General features: G+C 73.0%; 16 protein-coding genes. 6 read left to right on the top strand and 10 right to left on the bottom strand.

Annotation, left to right across the window (positions count from 1 at the left end):
* Positions 1-100: 100 nt before the first annotated feature.
* A complete protein-coding gene (locus ABR738_RS26915; RefSeq protein WP_350232533.1) occupies positions 101-505 on the bottom strand; it encodes an MGMT family protein in 405 nt (134 codons plus the stop codon).
* 221 nt (positions 506-726) lie between these two features.
* Here ABR738_RS26915 and ABR738_RS26910 point away from each other — a divergent pair, with 221 nt between their 5' ends.
* Both ABR738_RS26910 and ABR738_RS26905 read left to right on the top strand, forming a co-directional pair.
* A complete protein-coding gene (locus ABR738_RS26910) occupies positions 727-3,876 on the top strand; it encodes a lysylphosphatidylglycerol synthase domain-containing protein (protein WP_350232532.1) in 3,150 nt (1,049 codons plus the stop codon).
* 145 nt (positions 3,877-4,021) lie between these two features.
* On the top strand, positions 4,022-5,608 hold the full coding sequence (locus tag ABR738_RS26905) for an alpha/beta hydrolase (RefSeq protein WP_350232531.1): 1,587 nt from the start codon (positions 4,022-4,024) through the stop codon (positions 5,606-5,608).
* A gap of 207 nt (positions 5,609-5,815) precedes the next feature.
* On the opposite strand, the gene moeZ is transcribed toward ABR738_RS26905, so the two are convergent.
* From moeZ to ABR738_RS26865, 8 genes are all read right to left on the bottom strand, one after another.
* On the bottom strand, positions 5,816-6,994 hold the full coding sequence (moeZ, locus tag ABR738_RS26900) for an adenylyltransferase/sulfurtransferase MoeZ (RefSeq protein ID WP_350232530.1): 1,179 nt from the start codon (positions 6,992-6,994) through the stop codon (positions 5,816-5,818).
* A gap of 73 nt (positions 6,995-7,067) precedes the next feature.
* The gene (locus tag ABR738_RS26895; RefSeq protein WP_350232529.1) at positions 7,068-7,844 is read right to left on the bottom strand and encodes a spherulation-specific family 4 protein; all 777 of its coding nucleotides are present in this window, start codon (positions 7,842-7,844) and stop codon (positions 7,068-7,070) included.
* Entirely contained in the window at positions 7,832-8,797 is a 966-nt protein-coding gene (locus tag ABR738_RS26890) for an SDR family oxidoreductase (protein ID WP_350232528.1), read from the bottom strand. The genes ABR738_RS26895 and ABR738_RS26890 overlap by 13 nt, the downstream gene beginning before the upstream one ends.
* 148 nt (positions 8,798-8,945) lie before the next feature.
* Complete coding sequence (locus ABR738_RS26885; protein ID WP_350232527.1) at positions 8,946-10,067, bottom strand: hypothetical protein; 1,122 nt, start codon at positions 10,065-10,067, stop codon at positions 8,946-8,948.
* Positions 10,060-11,787, bottom strand: coding sequence for a glycosyltransferase (locus ABR738_RS26880; protein WP_350232526.1), 1,728 nt, complete (start codon positions 11,785-11,787; stop codon positions 10,060-10,062). The genes ABR738_RS26885 and ABR738_RS26880 overlap by 8 nt, the downstream gene beginning before the upstream one ends.
* A gap of 417 nt (positions 11,788-12,204) precedes the next feature.
* Complete coding sequence (locus tag ABR738_RS26875) at positions 12,205-13,788, bottom strand: DUF3152 domain-containing protein (RefSeq protein WP_350232525.1); 1,584 nt, start codon at positions 13,786-13,788, stop codon at positions 12,205-12,207.
* Between the two features lie 8 nt (positions 13,789-13,796).
* A complete protein-coding gene (locus tag ABR738_RS26870) occupies positions 13,797-14,792 on the bottom strand; it encodes an alpha/beta fold hydrolase (protein ID WP_350232524.1) in 996 nt (331 codons plus the stop codon).
* 144 nt (positions 14,793-14,936) lie between these two features.
* Positions 14,937-15,161 (bottom strand): hypothetical protein, encoded by a 225-nt coding sequence (locus ABR738_RS26865; RefSeq protein ID WP_350232523.1) that lies wholly within the window; start codon positions 15,159-15,161, stop codon positions 14,937-14,939.
* A gap of 324 nt (positions 15,162-15,485) precedes the next feature.
* Here ABR738_RS26865 and ABR738_RS26860 point away from each other — a divergent pair, with 324 nt between their 5' ends.
* The 4 genes from ABR738_RS26860 (at position 15,486) to ABR738_RS26845 (ending at position 17,757) form a co-directional block, all read left to right on the top strand.
* Positions 15,486-15,713 (top strand): Rv3202a family protein, encoded by a 228-nt coding sequence (locus ABR738_RS26860; protein WP_350232522.1) that lies wholly within the window; start codon positions 15,486-15,488, stop codon positions 15,711-15,713.
* Positions 15,714-15,858: 145 nt separating this feature from the next.
* A complete protein-coding gene (locus ABR738_RS26855; protein ID WP_350232521.1) occupies positions 15,859-16,500 on the top strand; it encodes a TetR/AcrR family transcriptional regulator in 642 nt (213 codons plus the stop codon).
* 141 nt (positions 16,501-16,641) lie between these two features.
* Positions 16,642-16,869 (top strand): DUF3107 domain-containing protein, encoded by a 228-nt coding sequence (locus tag ABR738_RS26850; protein ID WP_350232520.1) that lies wholly within the window; start codon positions 16,642-16,644, stop codon positions 16,867-16,869.
* Positions 16,870-17,493: 624 nt separating this feature from the next.
* Complete coding sequence (locus tag ABR738_RS26845; protein ID WP_350232519.1) at positions 17,494-17,757, top strand: hypothetical protein; 264 nt, start codon at positions 17,494-17,496, stop codon at positions 17,755-17,757.
* Between the two features lie 118 nt (positions 17,758-17,875).
* On the opposite strand, the gene ABR738_RS26840 is transcribed toward ABR738_RS26845, so the two are convergent.
* On the bottom strand, positions 17,876-18,637 hold the full coding sequence (locus tag ABR738_RS26840) for a ferritin-like fold-containing protein (protein WP_350232518.1): 762 nt from the start codon (positions 18,635-18,637) through the stop codon (positions 17,876-17,878).
* Between the last annotated feature and the right edge of the window lie 9 nt (positions 18,638-18,646).

Genomic DNA, 18,646 nt, shown 5'->3' with positions numbered 1-18,646 from the left:
GGCGCGGACCCTCGACGGTACGCCGAACCGTGCCCGCGACGCAGCGAGTCATCCTTACGGTCCTCAGGCCGCCCGGACGGACGCCGGATGGCACAAGCTGTCAGGTATGTGCCGCCTCGCCGCCGGAGCCGTCCCAGCGCGCCCGCTTCATGTCGAGCCTCGGCGTGTGGTCATCGGCGGACCGGCTCGCCCCGCGCAGCGGTGTGCTCTCGTCGCGGTAGTGGCCGAGCGCGCGCAGTTCGTGGCCCGGCAGCAGCACGCCGTCCGAGCGCACCACGCGCCACCACGGCACCGCGGCGCCGTAGAGCGACATGACCCGGCCGACCTGGCGGGGGCCGCCCTCGCCGAGCCATTCCGCGACGTCCCCGTACGTCATCACCCGGCCGGGCGGGATGCGCTCGGCGAGGTCGAGCACCCGTTCCGCGTACTCCGGGTACGCCGGCGCCTCGGGCACCCCGGATTCCCCGGGTGCCTCGCCCGCCCGGTCGCTGCGCTGCTCGCTCATCCGCTCCATCCTGCCGTACGCCACCGACAGTCGCGCCTGTCCCGGTCATTTCCGGTCGCAGCCGGTGCGCGGAGCGGCAAAGGGGCGCAACTCACACCGCGTACGCCCCGGCAACGCACCCTGCTGCCCCTCCGGGATCTCGGGACATGCCACCATCGTGCGGGCGGTGAGCGGTGATACGAGACAGCGACAAGACGGACAAGTCGGCGAAGGAGCGGGGCGTGCAGCCACCCGAGGCGGCGGCAAGCGGCAGCCCCGACGCGCGGCGACAGCCCGCCACACCCCAAAACCCGGCCCACCGGGGCGACAACACCGGCCCCGGCGCGACCGGCCCGGACGCCGCCGGCTCAGACACGACCGGCCCGGACGCCGCCGGCTCAGACACGACCGGCCCGAGCTCGACCGGGTCGAACACGAGCGGACCCGGCACGACCAGCCCGGACGCCACCGGACCCAGCACCACCGGCCCGGACACGAACGGACCCGGCGCCACCGCCCCGGACAGCACCGGCCCGGACACCACCGGACCCGGCGCCACCGACCCGGAGACCACCGGACCCAGCCCGACCGGCCCGGACACCACCGGTTCGGACTCAGCCGACCGCGGACCCGTCCGCCCCGGCCCCGCCGACGCCGGGGACCCCGGGGCTCCCAAGGCCCCCGGCCACCCCGCGTCCCCCGACGGACCCGACACCCCCGACGCCGCCCAACCCAATGGCTCCGACGGTGTGTGTGAGGACTCCGGGTCCATCGAGCGGGTCTCCGTCGACGAGCCGCTGCTGCCCGCCCGCGTGCACCGCCCGTCCGACCTGCTCCGGCTGCTCACCGGCGTGCTGGCGATCGCCGTCGTGCTGGCCGTCGCCGCCTTCGCGCACGGCACCACCTCGGGCCTGGAAGACGACATCACCAAGGGCACGACCGGCACCCCCGACGTCCTGATCCGCCTCGCCGGCCTCGCCTCCAGCATCGCCGTCCTCGTGCTGCCCGTCGCCTTCGCCATCGAGCGGCTGATCAAACGCGACGGCCTGCGGATCGCGGACGGCGTGCTCGCCGCCGTGCTCGCGCACGGCGTGGCGCTCGCCACCGACCTGTGGGTGTCGAAGTCGGCGCCCGGTTCGATCACCGAGGCGCTGACCCAGCAGTCCGCGTCCGGCGCCCTCACCGACCCCGTACACGGCTATCTCGCCCCCGTCATCGCCTATATGACGGCGGTGGGAATGGCACGCAGACCGCGCTGGCGGGTGGCCCTGTGGGCGGTCCTGCTGCTCAACTCCTTCGCGGTGCTCGTCGGCGGCCAGACCACACCGTTCTCGATCATCGTCACGATCCTGATCGGCTGGACCGTCGCGTACGGCGCCCTCTACGCGGTCGGCTCGCCCAATGTGCGCCCCACCGGGCAGACCCTGCTCGCGGGCCTGCGCCACGTCGGCTTCAACCCGGTGACGGCGCTGCGCGCCGAGGACGTGCCGGACTCGCTCGAACAGGGCGAACGGGGCCGGCGCTATCTGGTCACCCTGGAGGACGGCCCGCCGCTCGACGTCACCGTCGTCGACCGCGAACAGCAGGCGCAGGGCTTCTTCTACCGGGTGTGGCGCCGTCTGACGCTGCGTTCCATCACCACCCGCCGCTCGATCCAGTCGCTCAGGCAGGCCCTTGAGCAGGAGGCGCTGCTCGCGTACGCGGCGATCGCGGCGGGGGCGAACGCGCCCAAGCTGATCGCCACCTCCGAGCTCGGCCCGGACGCCGTGATGCTGGTGTACGAGCACACCGGCGGCCGCACCCTCGACTCCCTGGAGGACAAGGAGATCACCGACGAGCTGATGCGCGAGACGTGGCGGCAGGTGCGGGCGTTGCAGTCGCGGCGGATCGCGCACCGCAGGCTCGCGGGGGACGCGATCCTGGTGGATCGTTTTGGCAGGGTCATCGTGACCGATCTGCGCGGCGGCGAGATCGCGGCGGGTGACATCGTGCTCAGGATGGACGTCGCCCAGTTGCTCACCACGTTCGGACTGCGCGTCGGCGCCGAGCGTTCGGTCGCCGCCGCGCTCGACGTGCTCGGCCCCGACGCGGTCGCCGACAGCCTTCCGCTGCTCCAGCCCATTGCCCTGAGCCGGTCCACCCGCGCGACGCTGCGCAGGCTCGGCCGCGAGCAGGCCCAGCGCGAGCGCGAGGCGGTCCTTGAGGCGTCGGACGCGGCGCGGGAGGCGAAGGCCGCCGAGGCGGCGGCGGCCAAGGAAGCGGCGGCCAAGGAAGCGGCGGCCCGCCCCGAGGCGGCCGCGCCGGACGCCCGCAAGGCGGTGAAGGCGGAGAAGAAGGCCGAGAAACTGGCCATCGACGAGGCCCTTGAGCAGGCGCACGAGGACGATCTGCTCACCCAGATCCGCCACCAGGTGCTGCTGATCCGCCCGCTGGCCCCGGTCGAGCCGGTGCGCCTGGAGCGCATCAAGGTCAAGACGCTGATCAGCTTCGTGGCGGGGGCCTTCGCCGCCTACTTCCTGCTCGTGCAGCTCACCAACATCAAGTTCGGCGATCTGATCGCCAACGCGCAGTGGGGCTGGGTCGCGGCGGCCGCGCTGTTCTCGGCGCTGTCCTATCCGGCGGCGGCGGCCAGCCTGCTCGGCTTCGTACCCGAGCGGGTGCCGTTCTGGCGGGCGGTCGTGGCCCAGGTCGCGGGCTCGTTCGTGAAGCTGGTGGCCCCCGCCGCGGTGGGCGGCGTCGCCCTCAACACCCGCTTCCTCCAGCGCGCCGGGGTGCGTCCGGGCCTCGCGGTGGCGAGCGTGGGCGCCTCCCAGCTGTTCGGGCTCGCCTCGCACATCTCGCTGCTGCTGGTCTTCGGTTATGTGACCGGCACCGAGCAGACCTCGGAGCTCTCGCCGTCCCGCACGGTGATCGCGGGCCTGCTCACGGCGGCCGTGCTGATCCTGGTCGTCACGGCGGTCCCGTTCCTGCGCAAGTTCGTGGTCAGCCGGGTCCGCTCGCTGTTCGCGGGTGTGGTGCCGCGCATGCTCGACGTGCTGCAACGGCCGCAGAAACTGGTCACCGGGATCGGCGGCATGCTGCTGCTGACCGGCGTCTTCGTGATGTGTCTCGATGCCTCGATCCGCGCGTTCGGCACCGGCAGCGACCACACCCTGAGCTACGCGAGCGTCGCCGTGGTCTTCCTGACCGCCAACGCGCTGGGATCGGCGGCGCCCACTCCGGGCGGTGTGGGCGCGGTCGAGCTCGCGCTGTCCACGGCGCTGACGATCGCGGGCATGACCGCCGAGACCGCGACGTCGGCGGTGCTCCTGTACCGGCTGCTGACCTTCTGGCTGCCGGTGCTGCCGGGCTGGCTGTGCTTCAACTACCTCACGCGCAAAGGGCAGTTGTAGATCCGGTAGATCCGGGGGGGGCCGGAGACCGCCCGGGCCGGGCCCGCCCGCGCGCGTCGGCGCCGCCGGTCCGGCCCGCGACGGCGCCACCCGCATGGGCCGCCCCGCTCGCGCACCCCCCGTGCCCGCGCCGCAGGATGGGGAGATGGAACACCACCGTGCCCCACGCAAGCGGACCCGGGCCACCGCGTTCACTGCCGCCGCCCTCCTGCTCACCGTCGTCGGCTGTTCCAGCGGGGGCAAGGACGACAACGGGCTCACCCCCACCAGCGCCGACCCGGCCGCGCTCGCCTCGCAGAAGCTCAGCTGGAAGCCGTGCGCGGCGCCCACCCCGGCGCAGGGAACGGGCTCCGCGCCCTCGGCTCCGCCCGGCGGGGGCCAGTGGAAGTGCGCCACCATGAAGGTGCCGCTCGACTACGCCGACCCCAAGGCCGGCACCCTGGACCTGGCCCTCATCCGCACCGAGGCCACCGACCGGGCCCACCGCGTCGGCTCGCTCGTCTTCAACTTCGGCGGCCCCGGCGGCTCCGGCATCACCACCCTGCCCGCCGCCGCCGGCGACTACAAGGCCCTGCGCGCCCGCTACGACCTGGTCAGCTTCGACCCGCGCGGCGTGGGTGCCAGCGCGCCCGTGCGCTGCGAGAACGACACCCAGCTCGACGCCTACTTCGCGCAGAACGCCACCCCGGACGACGCGGCCCAGGAGAAGACGTACCTCGCAAGCCTGAAGTCCTTCGCCACCGCCTGCCAGGACAACTCCGGCAAGGTCCTGCCGCACGTCGGCACCACCAGCGCGGCCCGCGACATGGACCTGCTGCGCCAGGTGCTCGGCGATCAGAAGCTGAACTACATGGGGATCTCGTACGGGACCGAGCTCGGCGGCGTCTACGCCCATCTGTTCCCCAAGAACGTCGGGCGGGCCGTCTTCGACGGAGTGGTCGACCCCACCAACGACGTCGAACAGGGCGCGCTCGCCCAGGCCAAGGGCTTCCAGCTCGCTCTGGACAACTTCGCCCAGGACTGTGTGAACCGGGGCGACAAGTGCCTGCTGCGCGGCGCGAACGTCAAGGAGGTCGAGGACGTCATCGTCAAGCTGCTCGCCCAGCTCGCCACCAAGCCCATCCCGGCCGGCCGCAGCGGGCGTACCCTCGGCCGGACCCAGGCCACCAACGGCATCGCGCAGGCCCTGTACTCCAAGGAGTACTGGCAGCTGCTCGAACAGGGGGTGGACGACGCGGAGGGCGGCGACGGGGCCCTGCTCCTGGTCCTGTCGGACTCCATGAACGGGCGGAACAAGGACGGCACGTACAGCAACATCCAGGCGGCCAACGCGGCCGTCAACTGCGCCGATTTCAAACAGCGTTACACGGTCGGCCAGGCCAAGGCCAAGGTGCCCGCGTTCCGCAAGGCGTCGCCCGTCTTCGGCGACTTCATGGCCTGGGGCCTGCTCGGCTGCTCGGAGTGGCCGGTCGCCGGGCAGTGGACCACGCCCGATGTGAGCGCGCCGGGCGCGCCGCCGATCGTGGTCGTCGGCAACACCGGCGACCCGGCCACGCCCTACCAGGGCGCCAAGAACATGGTGGACAAACTGGGCCCGGGCGTCGGCGTGGAGCTGACGTACAAGGGGCAGGGGCACGGGGCGTACGACAGCGGTGACAAGTGCGTGCAGGGCGCGGTGAACGCGTATTTGCTGGACGGGAAGGTGCCGGCCGCCGGGACGGTGTGCCAGTAACGGGTTGCTCTTCACCTGCGGGCCGGTGGGGGCCGTTCGCGCAGTTCCCCGCACCCCTTGGCCACATGGAGACGACCCGCGCGAGGCGATCAGCGGCGTTCGCGCCCACGCGGCGGACCCGCACCAATGGCACAGCCCCGCGCCCCCGATCAGGGGCGCGGGGAACTGCGCGGCCAGCCACAGACGCCCGCAGATCGAAACCCGCGCCTAATAGATCGGCTTCTCCGGTTCGATCTGGTTGACCCAGCCGATCACGCCGCCGCCCACGTGGACCGCGTCGGAGAAGCCGGCGGACTTGAGGACCGCGAGGACCTCCGCCGAGCGGACGCCCGTCTTGCAGTGCAGGACGATGCGCTTGTCCTGGGGAAGCGATTCCAGCGCCGAGCCCATCAGGAACTCGTTCTTCGGGATCAGCTTCGCGCCCGGGATGGAGACGATCTCGTACTCGTTCGGCTCACGGACGTCGATGATCTCGATCTTCTCGTCCGCGTCGATCCACTCCTTGAGCTGCCGGGGAGTGATCGTCGAACCCATCGCCGCTTCCTGGGCCTCCTCGGACACGACGCCGCAGAAGGCCTCGTAGTCGATGAGCTCGGTGACGGTCGGGTTCTCGCCGCAGACCGCGCAGTCGGGGTCCTTGCGGACCTTCACCTGGCGGTACTGCATCTCCAGGGCGTCGTAGATCATCAGGCGGCCGACCAGCGGCTCGCCGATGCCCGCGAGGAGCTTGATGGCCTCGTTGACCTGGATGGAACCGATGGACGCGCACAGCACGCCGAGCACGCCGCCCTCGGCGCAGCTGGGCACCATGCCCGGCGGCGGGGGCTCGGGGTAGAGGCAGCGGTAGCAGGGACCGTGCTCGGACCAGAAGACCGAGGCCTGGCCGTCGAAGCGGTAGATCGAACCCCACACGTACGGCTTGTTGAGCAGCACGCACGCGTCGTTGACCAGGTAGCGGGTCGCGAAGTTGTCCGTGCCGTCGACGATCAGGTCGTACTGGCTGAAGATGTCCATCACGTTCTCGGCCTCGAGCCGTTCTTCGTGCAGGACCACGTTCACGTACGGATTGATGCCGAGGACGGAGTCACGCGCGGACTCCGCCTTGGAGCGGCCGATGTCGGCCTGGCTGTGGATGATCTGGCGCTGGAGGTTCGACTCGTCGACCTCGTCGAACTCCACGATGCCGAGCGTGCCGACACCGGCGGCGGCCAGGTACATCAGGGCCGGCGAGCCGAGACCGCCGGCGCCCACCGCGAGCACCTTCGCGTTCTTCAGGCGCTTCTGGCCGTCCATCCCGACGTCGGGAATGATCAGGTGGCGCGAGTACCTGCGGACCTCGTCTACGGTGAGCTCAGCTGCTGGCTCGACCAGGGGTGGCAGCGACACGTGAACCTCAATTTACGCAGTCGGTCGGTATGTCAGTACGGTTGTTCTCTCCGCAACACTGCCACGCCCCCTCTCATTCCGAGATACCAGGTCCGATCCGCGAGACAATTTCGTCCCAGTAGCCGGGCAGCGTCTCGAAGGGGTCCACTGCGCCCCTTCCCCGGGGGGCCCGGTCGGCGCGGTCCGTGAAGTAGACCGTGCCCGCGCCCTGCCATCGGGCGATCCGCAGCGCCTCCTCCAGATGACTCCTCGGCACCCCGTGCACCAGGTGGCAGAAGCGCTCCGGCGGGTACTCGGCGGTCCATTCGGCCACCTGCGACCACCGGTAGTCGTGCCAGGGGCCGGTGTAGGTGATCAGCTGGTCGGCGATCTCGGCGTATCCGGGACACGGGTGGGTGCCGTGCCCGAGGACCAGGTGGGCGCCCTCGCGCAGCGCCCGCAGGGTCTCCGCCGTGCGCCGCATGGCGGGAAGCTCGTCTCGCCCTGTGGGACAGCGGTCCAGGAGGAAGCCGTCGACCCGGTACCAGTCGAGGTAGCGGTGCGCCTCGGCGATCTGCTCGCCGAAGGGGCGGTGCCCGTACGCCGCGTCGAGGTGGCCGAGCACCCGGATCCCGGCGTTGCGCAGTTTTCCGGCCGCTTCCAGGCAGTGCGGATCGGGCCGCGTGCCCGGGCCGCCCGTGCCTCCGCCGGACACATTGAGCACGGCCCAGTGCAACGGCGTTCCCGGGCGCGTCAGTTCGGCCCATTCGACGGGGGCGACGAGCGGGTGGGCGTAACCGGGGACCCCGAGGCCGAGCCGGCCGGCGCCGGTCGCCGCGCGCTGCCGCGCGGTCCTGGTCAGATGCGGCATGCCGCCTCCATCCAGATGTCGGCCAGCGACTCCTCCAGATTGATCCGGGGCCGCCAGCCGAGCCGGTCGCGCGCGGTGCGCACATCGGCCTGCTGCCAGCTGCCGCAGCCGTCGGGGTAGGGCGAGGGCGTGGCCAGGTGGTCGAGCGCGGCCTCGCCGGAGCGCGGGGCGCCGATGTGCCCGGGCCGCATGCCGGGCGGCCCGTCCAGTTCGTGCAGGGCGCCCGCGTATCCGGCGACCCTGGCGAGCACGGCGGCCGCGTCGCGCAGCTTCACCGAGCGGCCGGTGCCGATGTTGACCACGCCCTGGGCGGCCGAGAGCGAGGCGGCGTGCACGGCCCGCGCCACATCGCGTACGTCCACGAAGTCCCGCTGCACCCCGAGCCCGCCGAGCTTCAGCTCGCCGTCGCCGGACTGCATGGCGCGGCGCATCGCCTCGGCGAGCCGGCCGAGCGGGGAGCCGGCCGGGGTGCCGGGACCGACGGGTGAGAAGACGCGCAGCACGATCGCGTCGAGCCCGGAGCCGAGGACGAGTTCGGTCGCGGCGAGCTTGGAGACGCCGTACGGTCCCCCGGGGCGCGGCACCGCGTCCTCGGCGGTCGACGAGCCGGGCTGGGAGGGCCCGTACTCCGAGGCGCAGCCGAGCTGCACCAGACGCGCGCCGCAGCCGCTGCGGCGCAGGGCCTCGCAGACGGTGGCGACGGCGACAGTGTTGTGCCGGGTCAGTTCGCGCGCGCCGCCACGGATCGCGCCGGCGCAGTTGACGACGACCCCGGGATGCACGGCGTCGAGGAAGCGGGTGAGGGCTCCCGGGCTGCCGGTGGCGAGGTCGAACCGTACGTCGGCGTCGTCACCGCGCCCGAGTGCGGTGAGCTGGACGGCGGGGTCGGCGAGCAGGCGGTCGGCGACGAACCGGCCGAGGTATCCGTTGGCTCCGAGCAGCAGCACCCTCATCGCACGGTCCTTCCGTGCGGGCGGCCGGAGGCCGGGGGCAGGGCGGCGGTCATGTGTCGTTCTCCTTCAATGCCTTGCCGCCCGCCGTGTGGCGTGGTCGGGCGGGTCCGGCGCTTCGGTGGGGTGGGCGCGTCGGTCGTCGGGCGCCTCACTGGTCACGGTGGGCCGTGGCGCGGGCGAGTACCGCGGCGGCCCGGGCGAGCAGGGCGAGGGCGGCGGCGCCGCACACGGCGGCGGGCAGGGCCCCTGCGCCCCAGTTCTGGACGGCGGTCGCGACGGGACGGCCGACGAGGGAGAGGCCGGGCAGGCGCCCGGCGAACACGGCGCACAGCGCGAGGAGTTCGGCGCCTGCGGCCGCGGCCAGCACCTTGGCCGCGGCGCGGGCGAAGCCGTGCGCCGCGAGCAGCCGGGCGAGCCAGAGCAGCATGCCGAGCGCCGTGCACCCGGCGAACGACTCGCCTCCATAAGCCAGTTGATTGAGCGTCAGGCTCACCGCGAGACCGGCGGCGAACAGGGCCGCCGTCGCCAGGAGGAGGGGTCTGGACCGTCCGGAGAACTCGGCGAGTCCCCGGCTCGACACGAGCTCGCGGCGGGCCCGCACGGAGAAGAGGTGGGCGCACCACAGGCCGGGCACGACGGCGAACGCCAGACCGGTGGCCGCCGCCGGGTCCAGCGGCCAGCCCCCGTCGGGCCCGCCGCGCACGGCGTCGGCGAGCAGCGCGTCGCCGCCGATCGCGTACGCCATGAGCCAGCCGGCGCAGAGCCGGACGGTCAGGCCGGCGCGCGGGGCCGCCCGCAGGGGGCCGCGCCGCAGCGCCAGGGTGAGGGCCGCGACGAAGGCCAGGGCCCCGAGGAGGACGAGCGCCGGGCGGAGCGCGCCGGTCGCGGCCCGCGCGCCGGTGACAGTGAGGACGCAGACGACGCCCGGCAGCGGCGCCCACGGCGCCCACCCGGCGATGGCCGCCGTCAACTCCCGGGCGTGGGCGGCCTGTTCGTCGCCGTCCTGCGCGTCCTCGCGCGGTACGCGGGCGTAGAGCTCTTCGGCGAGCGAGAAGACGTCGCGGTGCCGAAAGCGCGCGGCGGTGCGGTCGGTGACGCCGTGCGCTTCGAGGCCCGCCGCGATCTCCAGCGGGTCGACGGCCCGCTCGCACAGTTCACGGTGGCGGTGCATCAGCGCCTTGACGGGGTCGGCGGGGCCGCCGCGCCGTGGCACCTCGGCGCTCTTGACCGGCCGGGCGCCGGCCGGCTCGGCGGAGGTGAGGTCACTCATGCGCCGCCCCTTTTGCTGCTTCCCGCGCGGCGGGCCGCTCCCTCGTCAGGAGGGCGGCCGGGCGGGCGGGGACCATGGGGCCCCGGGTGGCGGCGGGCGCCGCCCAGCGGCCCGGCACATGCGCTTCGGCGGGGTGTGCGAAGGGCTGGGGCGCGGCCGTGCCGTCGGCGCTCTCGCGACGGACCGGGTTGTGTGACATGAGCTCCAGGTAAATGCCGCGAAATGCCGCGAGATTCTGCTCGACGGTGAACAGTTCGAGCGCGCGGGCCCGGGCGGCGGCGCCCAGGCGCGCCCGCCGTTCGGGGTCGCGCAGCAGGGCGAGGCAGGCGTCGGCGAGCGCGCGGGGGTTGCGCGGTGGCACCACGAGGCCCGTGCCGCCGATGACCTCGACGACCGCGCCGGTGTCGGTGGAGACGGTGGCCCGGCCGCAGAACATCGCTTCGACGAGGCTGAGCGGGAAGCCCTCGACGACGCTGGACAGGACGACGACGCTCGCGGTGGCGTACGCGTCGGCGAGCCCGGGCGCCTCGGGGCCGCCGATCTCCTCGAACGAGACGGGGTTGTCGCCGACCGCGTGGGCGCCCGTGGCCTCGTCGGGGAAGAGGTGGGCGGCGAGCGCGCGACAGTGGGCGAGGTAGCCGGCGCACTCCGCGTCCCGCGCGGGCGCCGCGAACAGCCGCAGGCGCGCGCCGGGTTCGGCCTTGCGGACCTCGGCGAAGGCGTGCAGCAGGGCGATGATGTCCTTGGCGGGCTCGGCCCGGCCGACCCACACCAGGGTGCCCGGGTCCGCGTCGTACGCGCCCTCCCCCACCGCGTGGAACCGGTCGGCCGACAGGCCGGGGTGGACGGTGCGGAGCTTGGCGCGGTCGGCGCCGCAGCGCTCCTGCCAGCGCCTGGTGTGGGCGTTGCCGGGGGTGATCAGCTCGGCCTGGGTGTACACCTCGGCGGCGAGCCGACGCTCGAAGCCGTACCGCAACGCCCGCGCTGGGGCGCCCAGTTGGGAGCCGGTGAGGTAGTGGGCGCGCAGCTGGACGCCGTACTCGGTGACCAGGAGCGGCACCCCGCAGAAGCGTTTGGCCAGGAGCCCGGGCAGCGCCGCGCGGCCGCCGGACGCGGCGTGGCTGAGGTCGACGGAGCCGAGGGTGTCGTCGCCGTACCAGTCGAGGGAGAGCGGGCGCAGGGCGCGTTCGAGCTCGCTCGCGAAGGCGAGGTGGTCGGGGACCCGGGCGGCGCGCACGGCGCGGTTCGCGCCGGGCGCGCGGCAGGCGCCCTCCAGGATGCGGACGGCCGTCTCGGAGCGCAGTTCACCGGCGAGCCCGCCATGGTCGCGGGCGAGGGCGGCGAGTCCGTACAGGCCGTCGGCGAAGTCCTCGCCGCCGCTGGCGGCCGGGGTGGCGGGGTCGTCGGCGCAGATCGCGGCGGCCAGGCGTCCGAAGTGCGCGACGAACGCCTGGCGTTCCCGCCGTCCGTAGCCGCGCCCCTCACCGCGCTCCCGGCGCGGGGGGCGGCGCCCGGCGGGGGCCTGCGGCGTCGCGGTGAGCACCCGGCGCACCTGCGGGGGCAGAGCGGGCAGGCCCTGCCCTTCGGCGCTCGCGCCACCGCCCAGCGCGTATATGTCGAACTCGTGCCGCGCGAGCCCGCGCACGAGCCGGTCGCACCACCGCCCCGTCTCGCCGGTCGGGTACGGATGTCCGCCGTCGGTCAGCAGTCCGATCCGCATGTGCGCACCCCCGATCTCCCTTGTGGGCGGCCACCGTTGGCAACGGCGACTCGCAGCGGGAAGAACGTAAGGGCGATGCCGGTGGCGCGATGGACGGTTGTCCGTCGCGCCACCGGAAGGGGTGAATGCACGTGACTTTCTCAACCCGGCGGCGTTCGGTCGCGCTAAGGGACGCGTCGCTCACTCTCGGCTACGCCACGGGCCCACCCTTGGGCGGCGAGGGGTGACGGGCGGCACGGCGGGCGGCGGGCCGCTGCGGGGTCGGACGTACGCCGACGCGCTCTTGTCCGAACCGGGGGGCGCGGGTTACCGGATCGGCCCGGGTGGTGGCCGGGGTGGACGTGATGTCAGCCCCGACGCCGGACTCCGGCCCTGCGAAAGGGTCCCGCACGCTGGACATGTCACACCGGGTCGGCGTCAACTCGTGGGATACACCCAGGGGTTGGGCAGGCACTTGATCCCGTTGAGGTCGAGGGTCTTGGTCTGCTGCTGCATCACGGGCGCGAGTGTGCCGGCCTTGCGGCAGCTCGTGTGGTCGTGGCCGAGCCGGTGACCGACCTCGTGGTTGATGAGCATCTGCCGGTACGCCAGCATCGCCTTGCCCCACCCGAACGTCTCCGAGCCCTGCGCCCAGCGGAACGCGTTGATCATCACGCGGTCGGTGGCGGCCGAGTCGCAGGAGACGTTGTCCTCGGTGGTGTCCAGACTCGACTTGGCACACCAGACCCCGGTGGTACCGGGGCTGGCCAGCGTGATCACGAAGTCCGGCTTGCCCGAGGAGACCCGTTCGAAGGTCATCTTCCCGGCGTGCCCCCAACTGCGGTCGTCGTTCAGGGTCTTCTGCACGGCCTCGGCGAACAGAGTGCCGTCCAGGTCGAGTCCCTTCTCGATGTCGACCCGGTAGCGGTACTTGATCCCCTTGCCCGGCGCGGGGTCGGCCCCCGGCACCGGCTCGAACTCGCCGGAGCCCTTGAGGTTCGCGTCGAGGGGGAACTGTTCGGCCATCTTCTGGTCGTACGTCTGCGCCGCCGGCGCCACCTGGGGCGTGGACCGGCCGCTGCCGCGGGAGGCCGAGCCGTCGTCCGCCCGGCCCTTGTCACTTGCCGACTGGCTCGCGACCTCGTGCTTGCCGCCGTCGGACGTGACCTGTCCGGCGACGACGACCGCGAGCACGGTGGTCACCGCGGCGGCCGCGATCCCGGTGAACGTCCGCCCCTTGGAGACCTTGGAGCCCGCCGGGTCCTTGGCGTCCCTGACGTCCTTGGCGTCCCAGGCGTCCCTGACGTCCTTGGCGTCCCTGGCGTCCCTGACGTCCCTGACGTCCTTGGCGTCCCTGGCGTCCCTGACGTCCTTGGCTGCCCCGGCTGCCCTGACGTCCTTGGACCCCCCGGATCCCTTGGCGTCCTTGTCCGTCCGGCGCGTCCCGGTCGCCCGGGAGGTGTTGTCCGTGGCGTCGGGCGCGGGCGTCCCGGGTTCACCCTTGGCGGGCGCGGGGATGCCCGCGGTGCGGGGGGCGCCGGTCGCGCCGGGACCGTCGAAGGCCTCGGTGTAGGCGCGGCGCGGTCCCGGTATGCGGCCCGCGGCGCCCTGCTGGAGCGGGTACGGCCTCGCGTGCCGCTCGGGCGCCCCGCCCTCGTGGTGCTGGGGGTGTCCGCCGCGCACCTGCGGGGTGCCGAAGGCGGGCGTGCCGGTGGCGTGCCGCCGGTCCGGACCGTGGTGAGGGGCCGGCTCCTGGCGCAGCACCGCGTCCTGTGGTCGGGCGGGGTCGTGCGGCCACGCCGACTCGGTGCGCCGGGCCGGGTCCTGCGGCCGGGCCTGCTCCTGGTGGAGGGCCGCGTCCCTGGGCCAGGTCCCGCCGCCGTCACCGGGGCCGCCGTCCTGGGTGTCGCGCCTGCGCCGGCCGCCGGACGAGGGGCCCGGCCGCTCGGCCGGCGGCGTCACGCGCGCCTCGGGTATCGGGTCCGCGCCGCTGGAGCCCTTGGGTCGGCTGTGTCGTCCCACGCCCCGGATCAGCTCCTGTTGTCTCGGTCGTCACGGCGGCCGGCGTCGCCGCCGCTCTCGTCGATCAGTTCCCGTACGGCCCTTGCGACCGTCTCGGGGTACTCCATCATCGCCACGTGCCCGGCGTCGGGCAGCGTGAGCAGACGCGCGTCACGGTAGGCGGCCGCCGCGCGCCGGGCCATCCGGTACGAGACCAGCTGGTCGCGCGCCCCGTACACGAGCAGCGTCGGCGCCAGCACCCGCTCCGCCTGCCGCCACAGCCCGTGCTGGCCGCCCAACGTGTAGGCGTCCACGATGCCACGGGCCGAGCGGGCCATCGCGTCCCAGAAATACGGTAGTTGAAGACGCCGCTCCATTTCACGCACGGCCACCTCGAACCCCTCGGGGCTCACCCGCGCCGGGTCGCCGTAACAGAGGGCCATCATTCCGCGGGTGCGCTCCTCGGCGCTCCAGCCCCGGGTGAGCCGGGCGAACAGGGAGGCCACACCGGGCAGCGCGACAAGCGCGGTCGGCCAGGCGCCGCGCTGGACGCGGATCTCCGGCAGCGCGGGCGAGATGAGCGTCAGGGTGCGCACCAGGTCGGGGCGCGCGGCCGCGACGCGGGTCGCGACGGCGCCGCCGAGCGAGTTGCCGATGAGGTGCACCGGGCCCCGGCCCGAGGAGTCGAGCAGGCGGATCACGGCGCGGGCGTGCCCGGTGAGCGAGTAGTTGCCGTCGTCGGGCGGCGGGGAGTCGCCGAAACCGGGCAGGTCGACCGCCTCGCCATCGAGCCGGTCGGCGAGCAGCGGCATCAGCGCCGACCAGTTCTGCGACGAACCGCCGAGCCCGTGAACGTACAGCGCCGGTTCGAGACCGGGACCGCTCGTGGGCCGGGACCTGATCGCCAGCGTGAGCCCCGGCAGGTTCACGGAGCGCAGCTCTTCGCCCTCGGCGACCCCGACCGGGCTCACCCGTGGCGCCAGGGCGGCAGCGGCGGGGGTTTGCGGCAACTCGGTCGAAGACATGCGGCAAAAGCTTCTCTCTGATGAATCGGCGCAGGTCAGGGACGTACGGTTATGTGTTCGTGATGATCCTACTATCCGACCCCGTTGACCTGGAGGGCGGTTGGCGGTCCGGGGCCGGGCGCTGCGGGGACGCCGGGCGCCCCCTCAGGCGGCGGGACGGCGCTGCCAGGCCGGTTCGTCCTCACGCAGTTCGTCGCGGCGCTGGAGGACGTACGCGAAGAACGCGGCCGGGTGCTCCTCGAACGCCGCCGAAAGCACCTCGTGGTACTGGAGGGCGCCGTGCTCGATCTCGAATTCGCACTGGGTGCACTGCCACCAGTCGCCTGCCCCGTGCGCGAGCTGGGCGGCGCAGCGTGGGCAGCGGGTCATCCCGGTTGGGACGTCCCGCAGGGATAGCAGATCCACCAGCCGTCTTGCGTCTTGGTCATCGCCTGGCCGCACTTCGTACAAGTCACGATCCGTTCCTCTCGCAGGAGTAGGGCCGGAGTATCACACCGGCGACGGGCCCGACAGGGGGCGCGTGGGCGTATACGGATCGCTGGCCGCAAGGCGTTCACGCCGTCCGGCGGGAAACGGCTCGGCGCCGCCGAAGGGGCGGGCGGGATGCGGGGGGATGTAGCGGCTCGCGCGGGGAACTCCTAGGCTCGTAAGGAAGCCCCCGAATCACTCGAAGTGGACGAAAAGGGAGCAGTCATGCCGGTCGATCCCAGCGATCCGGAAACTTTCCAGGAAGAGTCCGTCGACACCGCCACCGCCGAGCTGTCCGAGGAGACCCCCGAGGCGGACGCGGCCGAACAGCGCACGGACGTACGGCCCAGCCACGACGACCCGCTGACCGGCGTCGACCCGGCCGCCGCCAATGAGGCGGACGCCGTCGAACAGGCCCGGGTGGTCGCCCTCGACGAGGACGACTACCGGTGATGTGTGCCGGTTCCTCCCCGTACCTCCGGCTACCCAGCGCGTCCGGTCCGTGAAATTCTGCGTTCGCACCGCGCACAGCCGGGTTACCCAAAAGTACGATGGCGGCGCGCGTGCATCGCGCAACAGAACAACTTTGGGAGGCGGCGTGACAGCCATCGAGCAGACCGAGGCGGCGCGCCCGCGAGGCACGCGCCTGCCGCGCCGGGCCCGCCGCAATCAGCTCCTGGGCGCGGCCCAGGAGGTTTTCGTCGCGCAGGGCTACCACGCGGCCGCCATGGACGACATCGCGGAGCGCGCCGGCGTCTCCAAGCCGGTGCTCTACCAGCACTTCCCCGGCAAACTGGAGCTGTACCTGGCCCTGCTCGACCAGCACTGCGAGTCCCTGCTCCACGCGGTCCGCACCGCGCTCGCGTCGACCTCGGACAACAAGCTCCGCGTCGCCGCGACGATGGACGCCTACTTCGCGTACGTCGAGGACGAGGGCGGCGCGTTCCGCCTCGTCTTCGAGTCGGACCTGACCAACGAGCCCGCCGTGCGCGAGCGCGTGGACCGGGTCAGCCTCCAGTGCGCGGAAGCGATCTCGGACGTCATCGCCGAGGACACCGGCCTGTCCAAGGACGAGTCGATGCTGCTCGCCGTGGGTCTTGGCGGGGTCTCGCAGGTGGTCGCCCGTTACTGGCTCTCCAGCGAGTCGACCATCCCTCGCGACAAGGCCGTCACGCTGCTCACCTCGCTGGCCTGGCGCGGTATCGCGGGCTTCCCGCTGCACGCCACCGAAGGCCACTGAGCGGCCGTCGCGCGGTCATTCCTGGATTCTGTTCGCTCCTGGCGTTCAGCGACCGGCCATTTCCGGTCGCCTCTCCGGGCTAATGTGTGCAGCGTACGGCGCGGCTGACCGCGCACCGCACGAGGTCGGAGGGACATAGCCGTGGAGGTCAAGATCGGTGTGCAGCACGCGCCCCGGGAGATCGTTCTGGAGAGCGGGCAGACCGCCGCAGAGGTCGAGAGCGCGGTAGCCGACGCCCTCGCCGGCAAGGCGCAGCTGCTCAGCCTCACCGACGACAAGGGCCGCAAGGTCCTGGTGCCGGCCGACAAGATCGCATACGTGGAGATCGGCGAGCCTTCGGTCCGCCGCGTGGGCTTCGGCGCGCTGTAGTAGCCGGTCCAGCTGCTGTAGCTGGTCCATCTGCTGTACTGGTCCAGCTGTTGGAGCTGCCGCAGTACACGACAGCGCTGTAGCAGGCGTCACCGTCGAAGGGGCGCCGCCAGAGAGATCTGGCGGCGCCCCTTCGTCGTGTCCGACGGGTCCGTCGGGTCCGCTGGGTCCGCCGGGCCTGCTGGGTCCGCTGGGTCCGTCGTGTCCGCTCGGTCCGCTGGGTCCGTTCGGTCCGTTCGATCCGTTCGGTCCGCTGGGTCCGTCGTGTCCACTCGGTCCGCTGGGTCCGTTCGATCCGTTCGGTCCGCTGGGTCCGTCGGGCCCGCTCGGTCCGCTGGGTCCGTTCGATCCGTTCGGTCCGCTGGGTCCGTCGGGCCCGCTCGGTCCGCTGGGTCCGTTCGGTCCGCTGGGTCCGCTGGGTCCGTTCGGTCCGCTGGGTCCGCTGGGTCCGTCGGGCCCGCTGGGTCCGCTGGGCCCGACGAGCCCGACGGGCCGCGGCATGCCAAGGCGCGCGGGATCGCGCGGCTTGATTCCTCCCGGTGAGGGGAGGGTTGCGTTCCGCGAGGCTCGGGTAGGACGGCAGTGACCTGTTCCGCCCTGGCCACACCCTGGGAGGCGACGCACATGCTTCTGGAAGCCCTCGGCTCCGTCCTGCTGGGATTCGCGCTCGCGTGGGCGGCCGCGGCCCGGCTGTCCCACCGGCTTCCCGACCGCCGCGTCGTACTGGGCGCGGGCCCGCTCGCGGGTCTCTTCGGTGCCTTCCTGACCCACTCCGCGATCGGCCCCGGCCACGGGATCACGACCGTGCTCGGCGCCGTCTTCGTCGCGGCCGTCCTGCTCTCGCTGCTGCTGCGCCCCACGCGCCGCCTGCGCCGCTCGGCGGCGTAGGCGGCACCGGGAGCGCCAGGCGGCCTCCGGGAACGCTGGACGGCAGCCGGGAGGTCCGACGGCAGCCGGGAGGTCCGACGAACGCCGGGAACTGACGGGGCGTCAGGACCAAGCCACCCTAGGCGGCAAGCCCCAGCGCGGCCATCCGCTTGGTGTGGGCCTTGGTGATCCGGGTGAACATCTCGCCCACCGCCGCGAGGTCGAAGCCCGCTGCCACCCCGTCCACGCCGCCGACCAGCATCGTGGAGAGCGCGTCGCGCTCGGCGACCACCCGCTGGGCCTGCGAAAGCGCCTCGCCCATCAGGCGACGCGCCCACAGCGCGAGCCGTCCGCCGACGCGCGGGTCCGCCTCGATGGCCGCCCGCACCTTCTCCACCGCGAAGTTGCCGTGCCCGGTGTCGTCGAGCACCGCGAGCACCAGGGAGCGGGTGTCGGAGTCCAGGTGGCTGGCGACCTCACGGTAGAAGTCGCTCGCGATCGAGTCGCCCACGTACGCCTTGACCAGGCCCTCGAGCCAATCCGACGGCGCGGTCTGGTGGTGGAAGTCGTCGAGCGCCTTGGCGAACGGCTCCATCGCGGCCGTCGGCTCGGTGTCGATCTCCGCGAGCCGGTTGCGCAGACGCTCGAAGTGCAGGAACTCCGCGGACGCCATCTTCGCCAGCTCCGCCTTGTCCGCCAGGGACGGCGCGAGCTTCGCGTCGTCGGCGAGCCGCTCGAAGGCCGCGAGCTCGCCGTAGGCGAGGGCGCCGAGGAGGTCCACCACCGCCGCGCGGTACTGGGGCACCGCGGAGGCCGTCGCCCAGTCCTGGGCGGCGATACCGGTGCGCTCGGGCTCCGGGGTGATTTCTTCGGCCGTAGTGGCGTTGTCAGACGTCTCCATAAGCCGCAC

Origin of the sequence: Streptomyces sp. Edi4, assembly GCF_040253615.1 — a bacterium.
Lineage (GTDB): Bacteria > Actinomycetota > Actinomycetes > Streptomycetales > Streptomycetaceae > Streptomyces.
The sequence above is the reverse complement of the archived record's forward strand: the minus strand, read 5'-3'. Positions and strand labels throughout refer to the sequence as shown.

What these genes read in the sequence shown, in the direction of transcription:
- ABR738_RS26865 (WP_350232523.1), bottom strand. Translation starts at nt 15,161, where the DNA reads ATGACCCGCTGCCCACGCTGCGCCGCCCAGCTCGCGCACGGGGCAGGC.
- ABR738_RS26860 (WP_350232522.1), top strand. Translation starts at nt 15,486, where the DNA reads ATGCCGGTCGATCCCAGCGATCCGGAAACTTTCCAGGAAGAGTCCGTC.
- ABR738_RS26885 (WP_350232527.1), bottom strand. Translation starts at nt 10,067, where the DNA reads ATGAGTGACCTCACCTCCGCCGAGCCGGCCGGCGCCCGGCCGGTCAAG.
- ABR738_RS26880 (WP_350232526.1), bottom strand. Translation starts at nt 11,787, where the DNA reads ATGCGGATCGGACTGCTGACCGACGGCGGACATCCGTACCCGACCGGC.
- ABR738_RS26890 (WP_350232528.1), bottom strand. Translation starts at nt 8,797, where the DNA reads ATGAGGGTGCTGCTGCTCGGAGCCAACGGATACCTCGGCCGGTTCGTC.
- ABR738_RS26845 (WP_350232519.1), top strand. Translation starts at nt 17,494, where the DNA reads ATGCTTCTGGAAGCCCTCGGCTCCGTCCTGCTGGGATTCGCGCTCGCG.
- ABR738_RS26915 (WP_350232533.1), bottom strand. Translation starts at nt 505, where the DNA reads ATGAGCGAGCAGCGCAGCGACCGGGCGGGCGAGGCACCCGGGGAATCC.
- ABR738_RS26905 (WP_350232531.1), top strand. Translation starts at nt 4,022, where the DNA reads ATGGAACACCACCGTGCCCCACGCAAGCGGACCCGGGCCACCGCGTTC.
- ABR738_RS26840 (WP_350232518.1), bottom strand. Translation starts at nt 18,637, where the DNA reads ATGGAGACGTCTGACAACGCCACTACGGCCGAAGAAATCACCCCGGAG.
- ABR738_RS26870 (WP_350232524.1), bottom strand. Translation starts at nt 14,792, where the DNA reads ATGTCTTCGACCGAGTTGCCGCAAACCCCCGCCGCTGCCGCCCTGGCG.
- ABR738_RS26895 (WP_350232529.1), bottom strand. Translation starts at nt 7,844, where the DNA reads ATGCCGCATCTGACCAGGACCGCGCGGCAGCGCGCGGCGACCGGCGCC.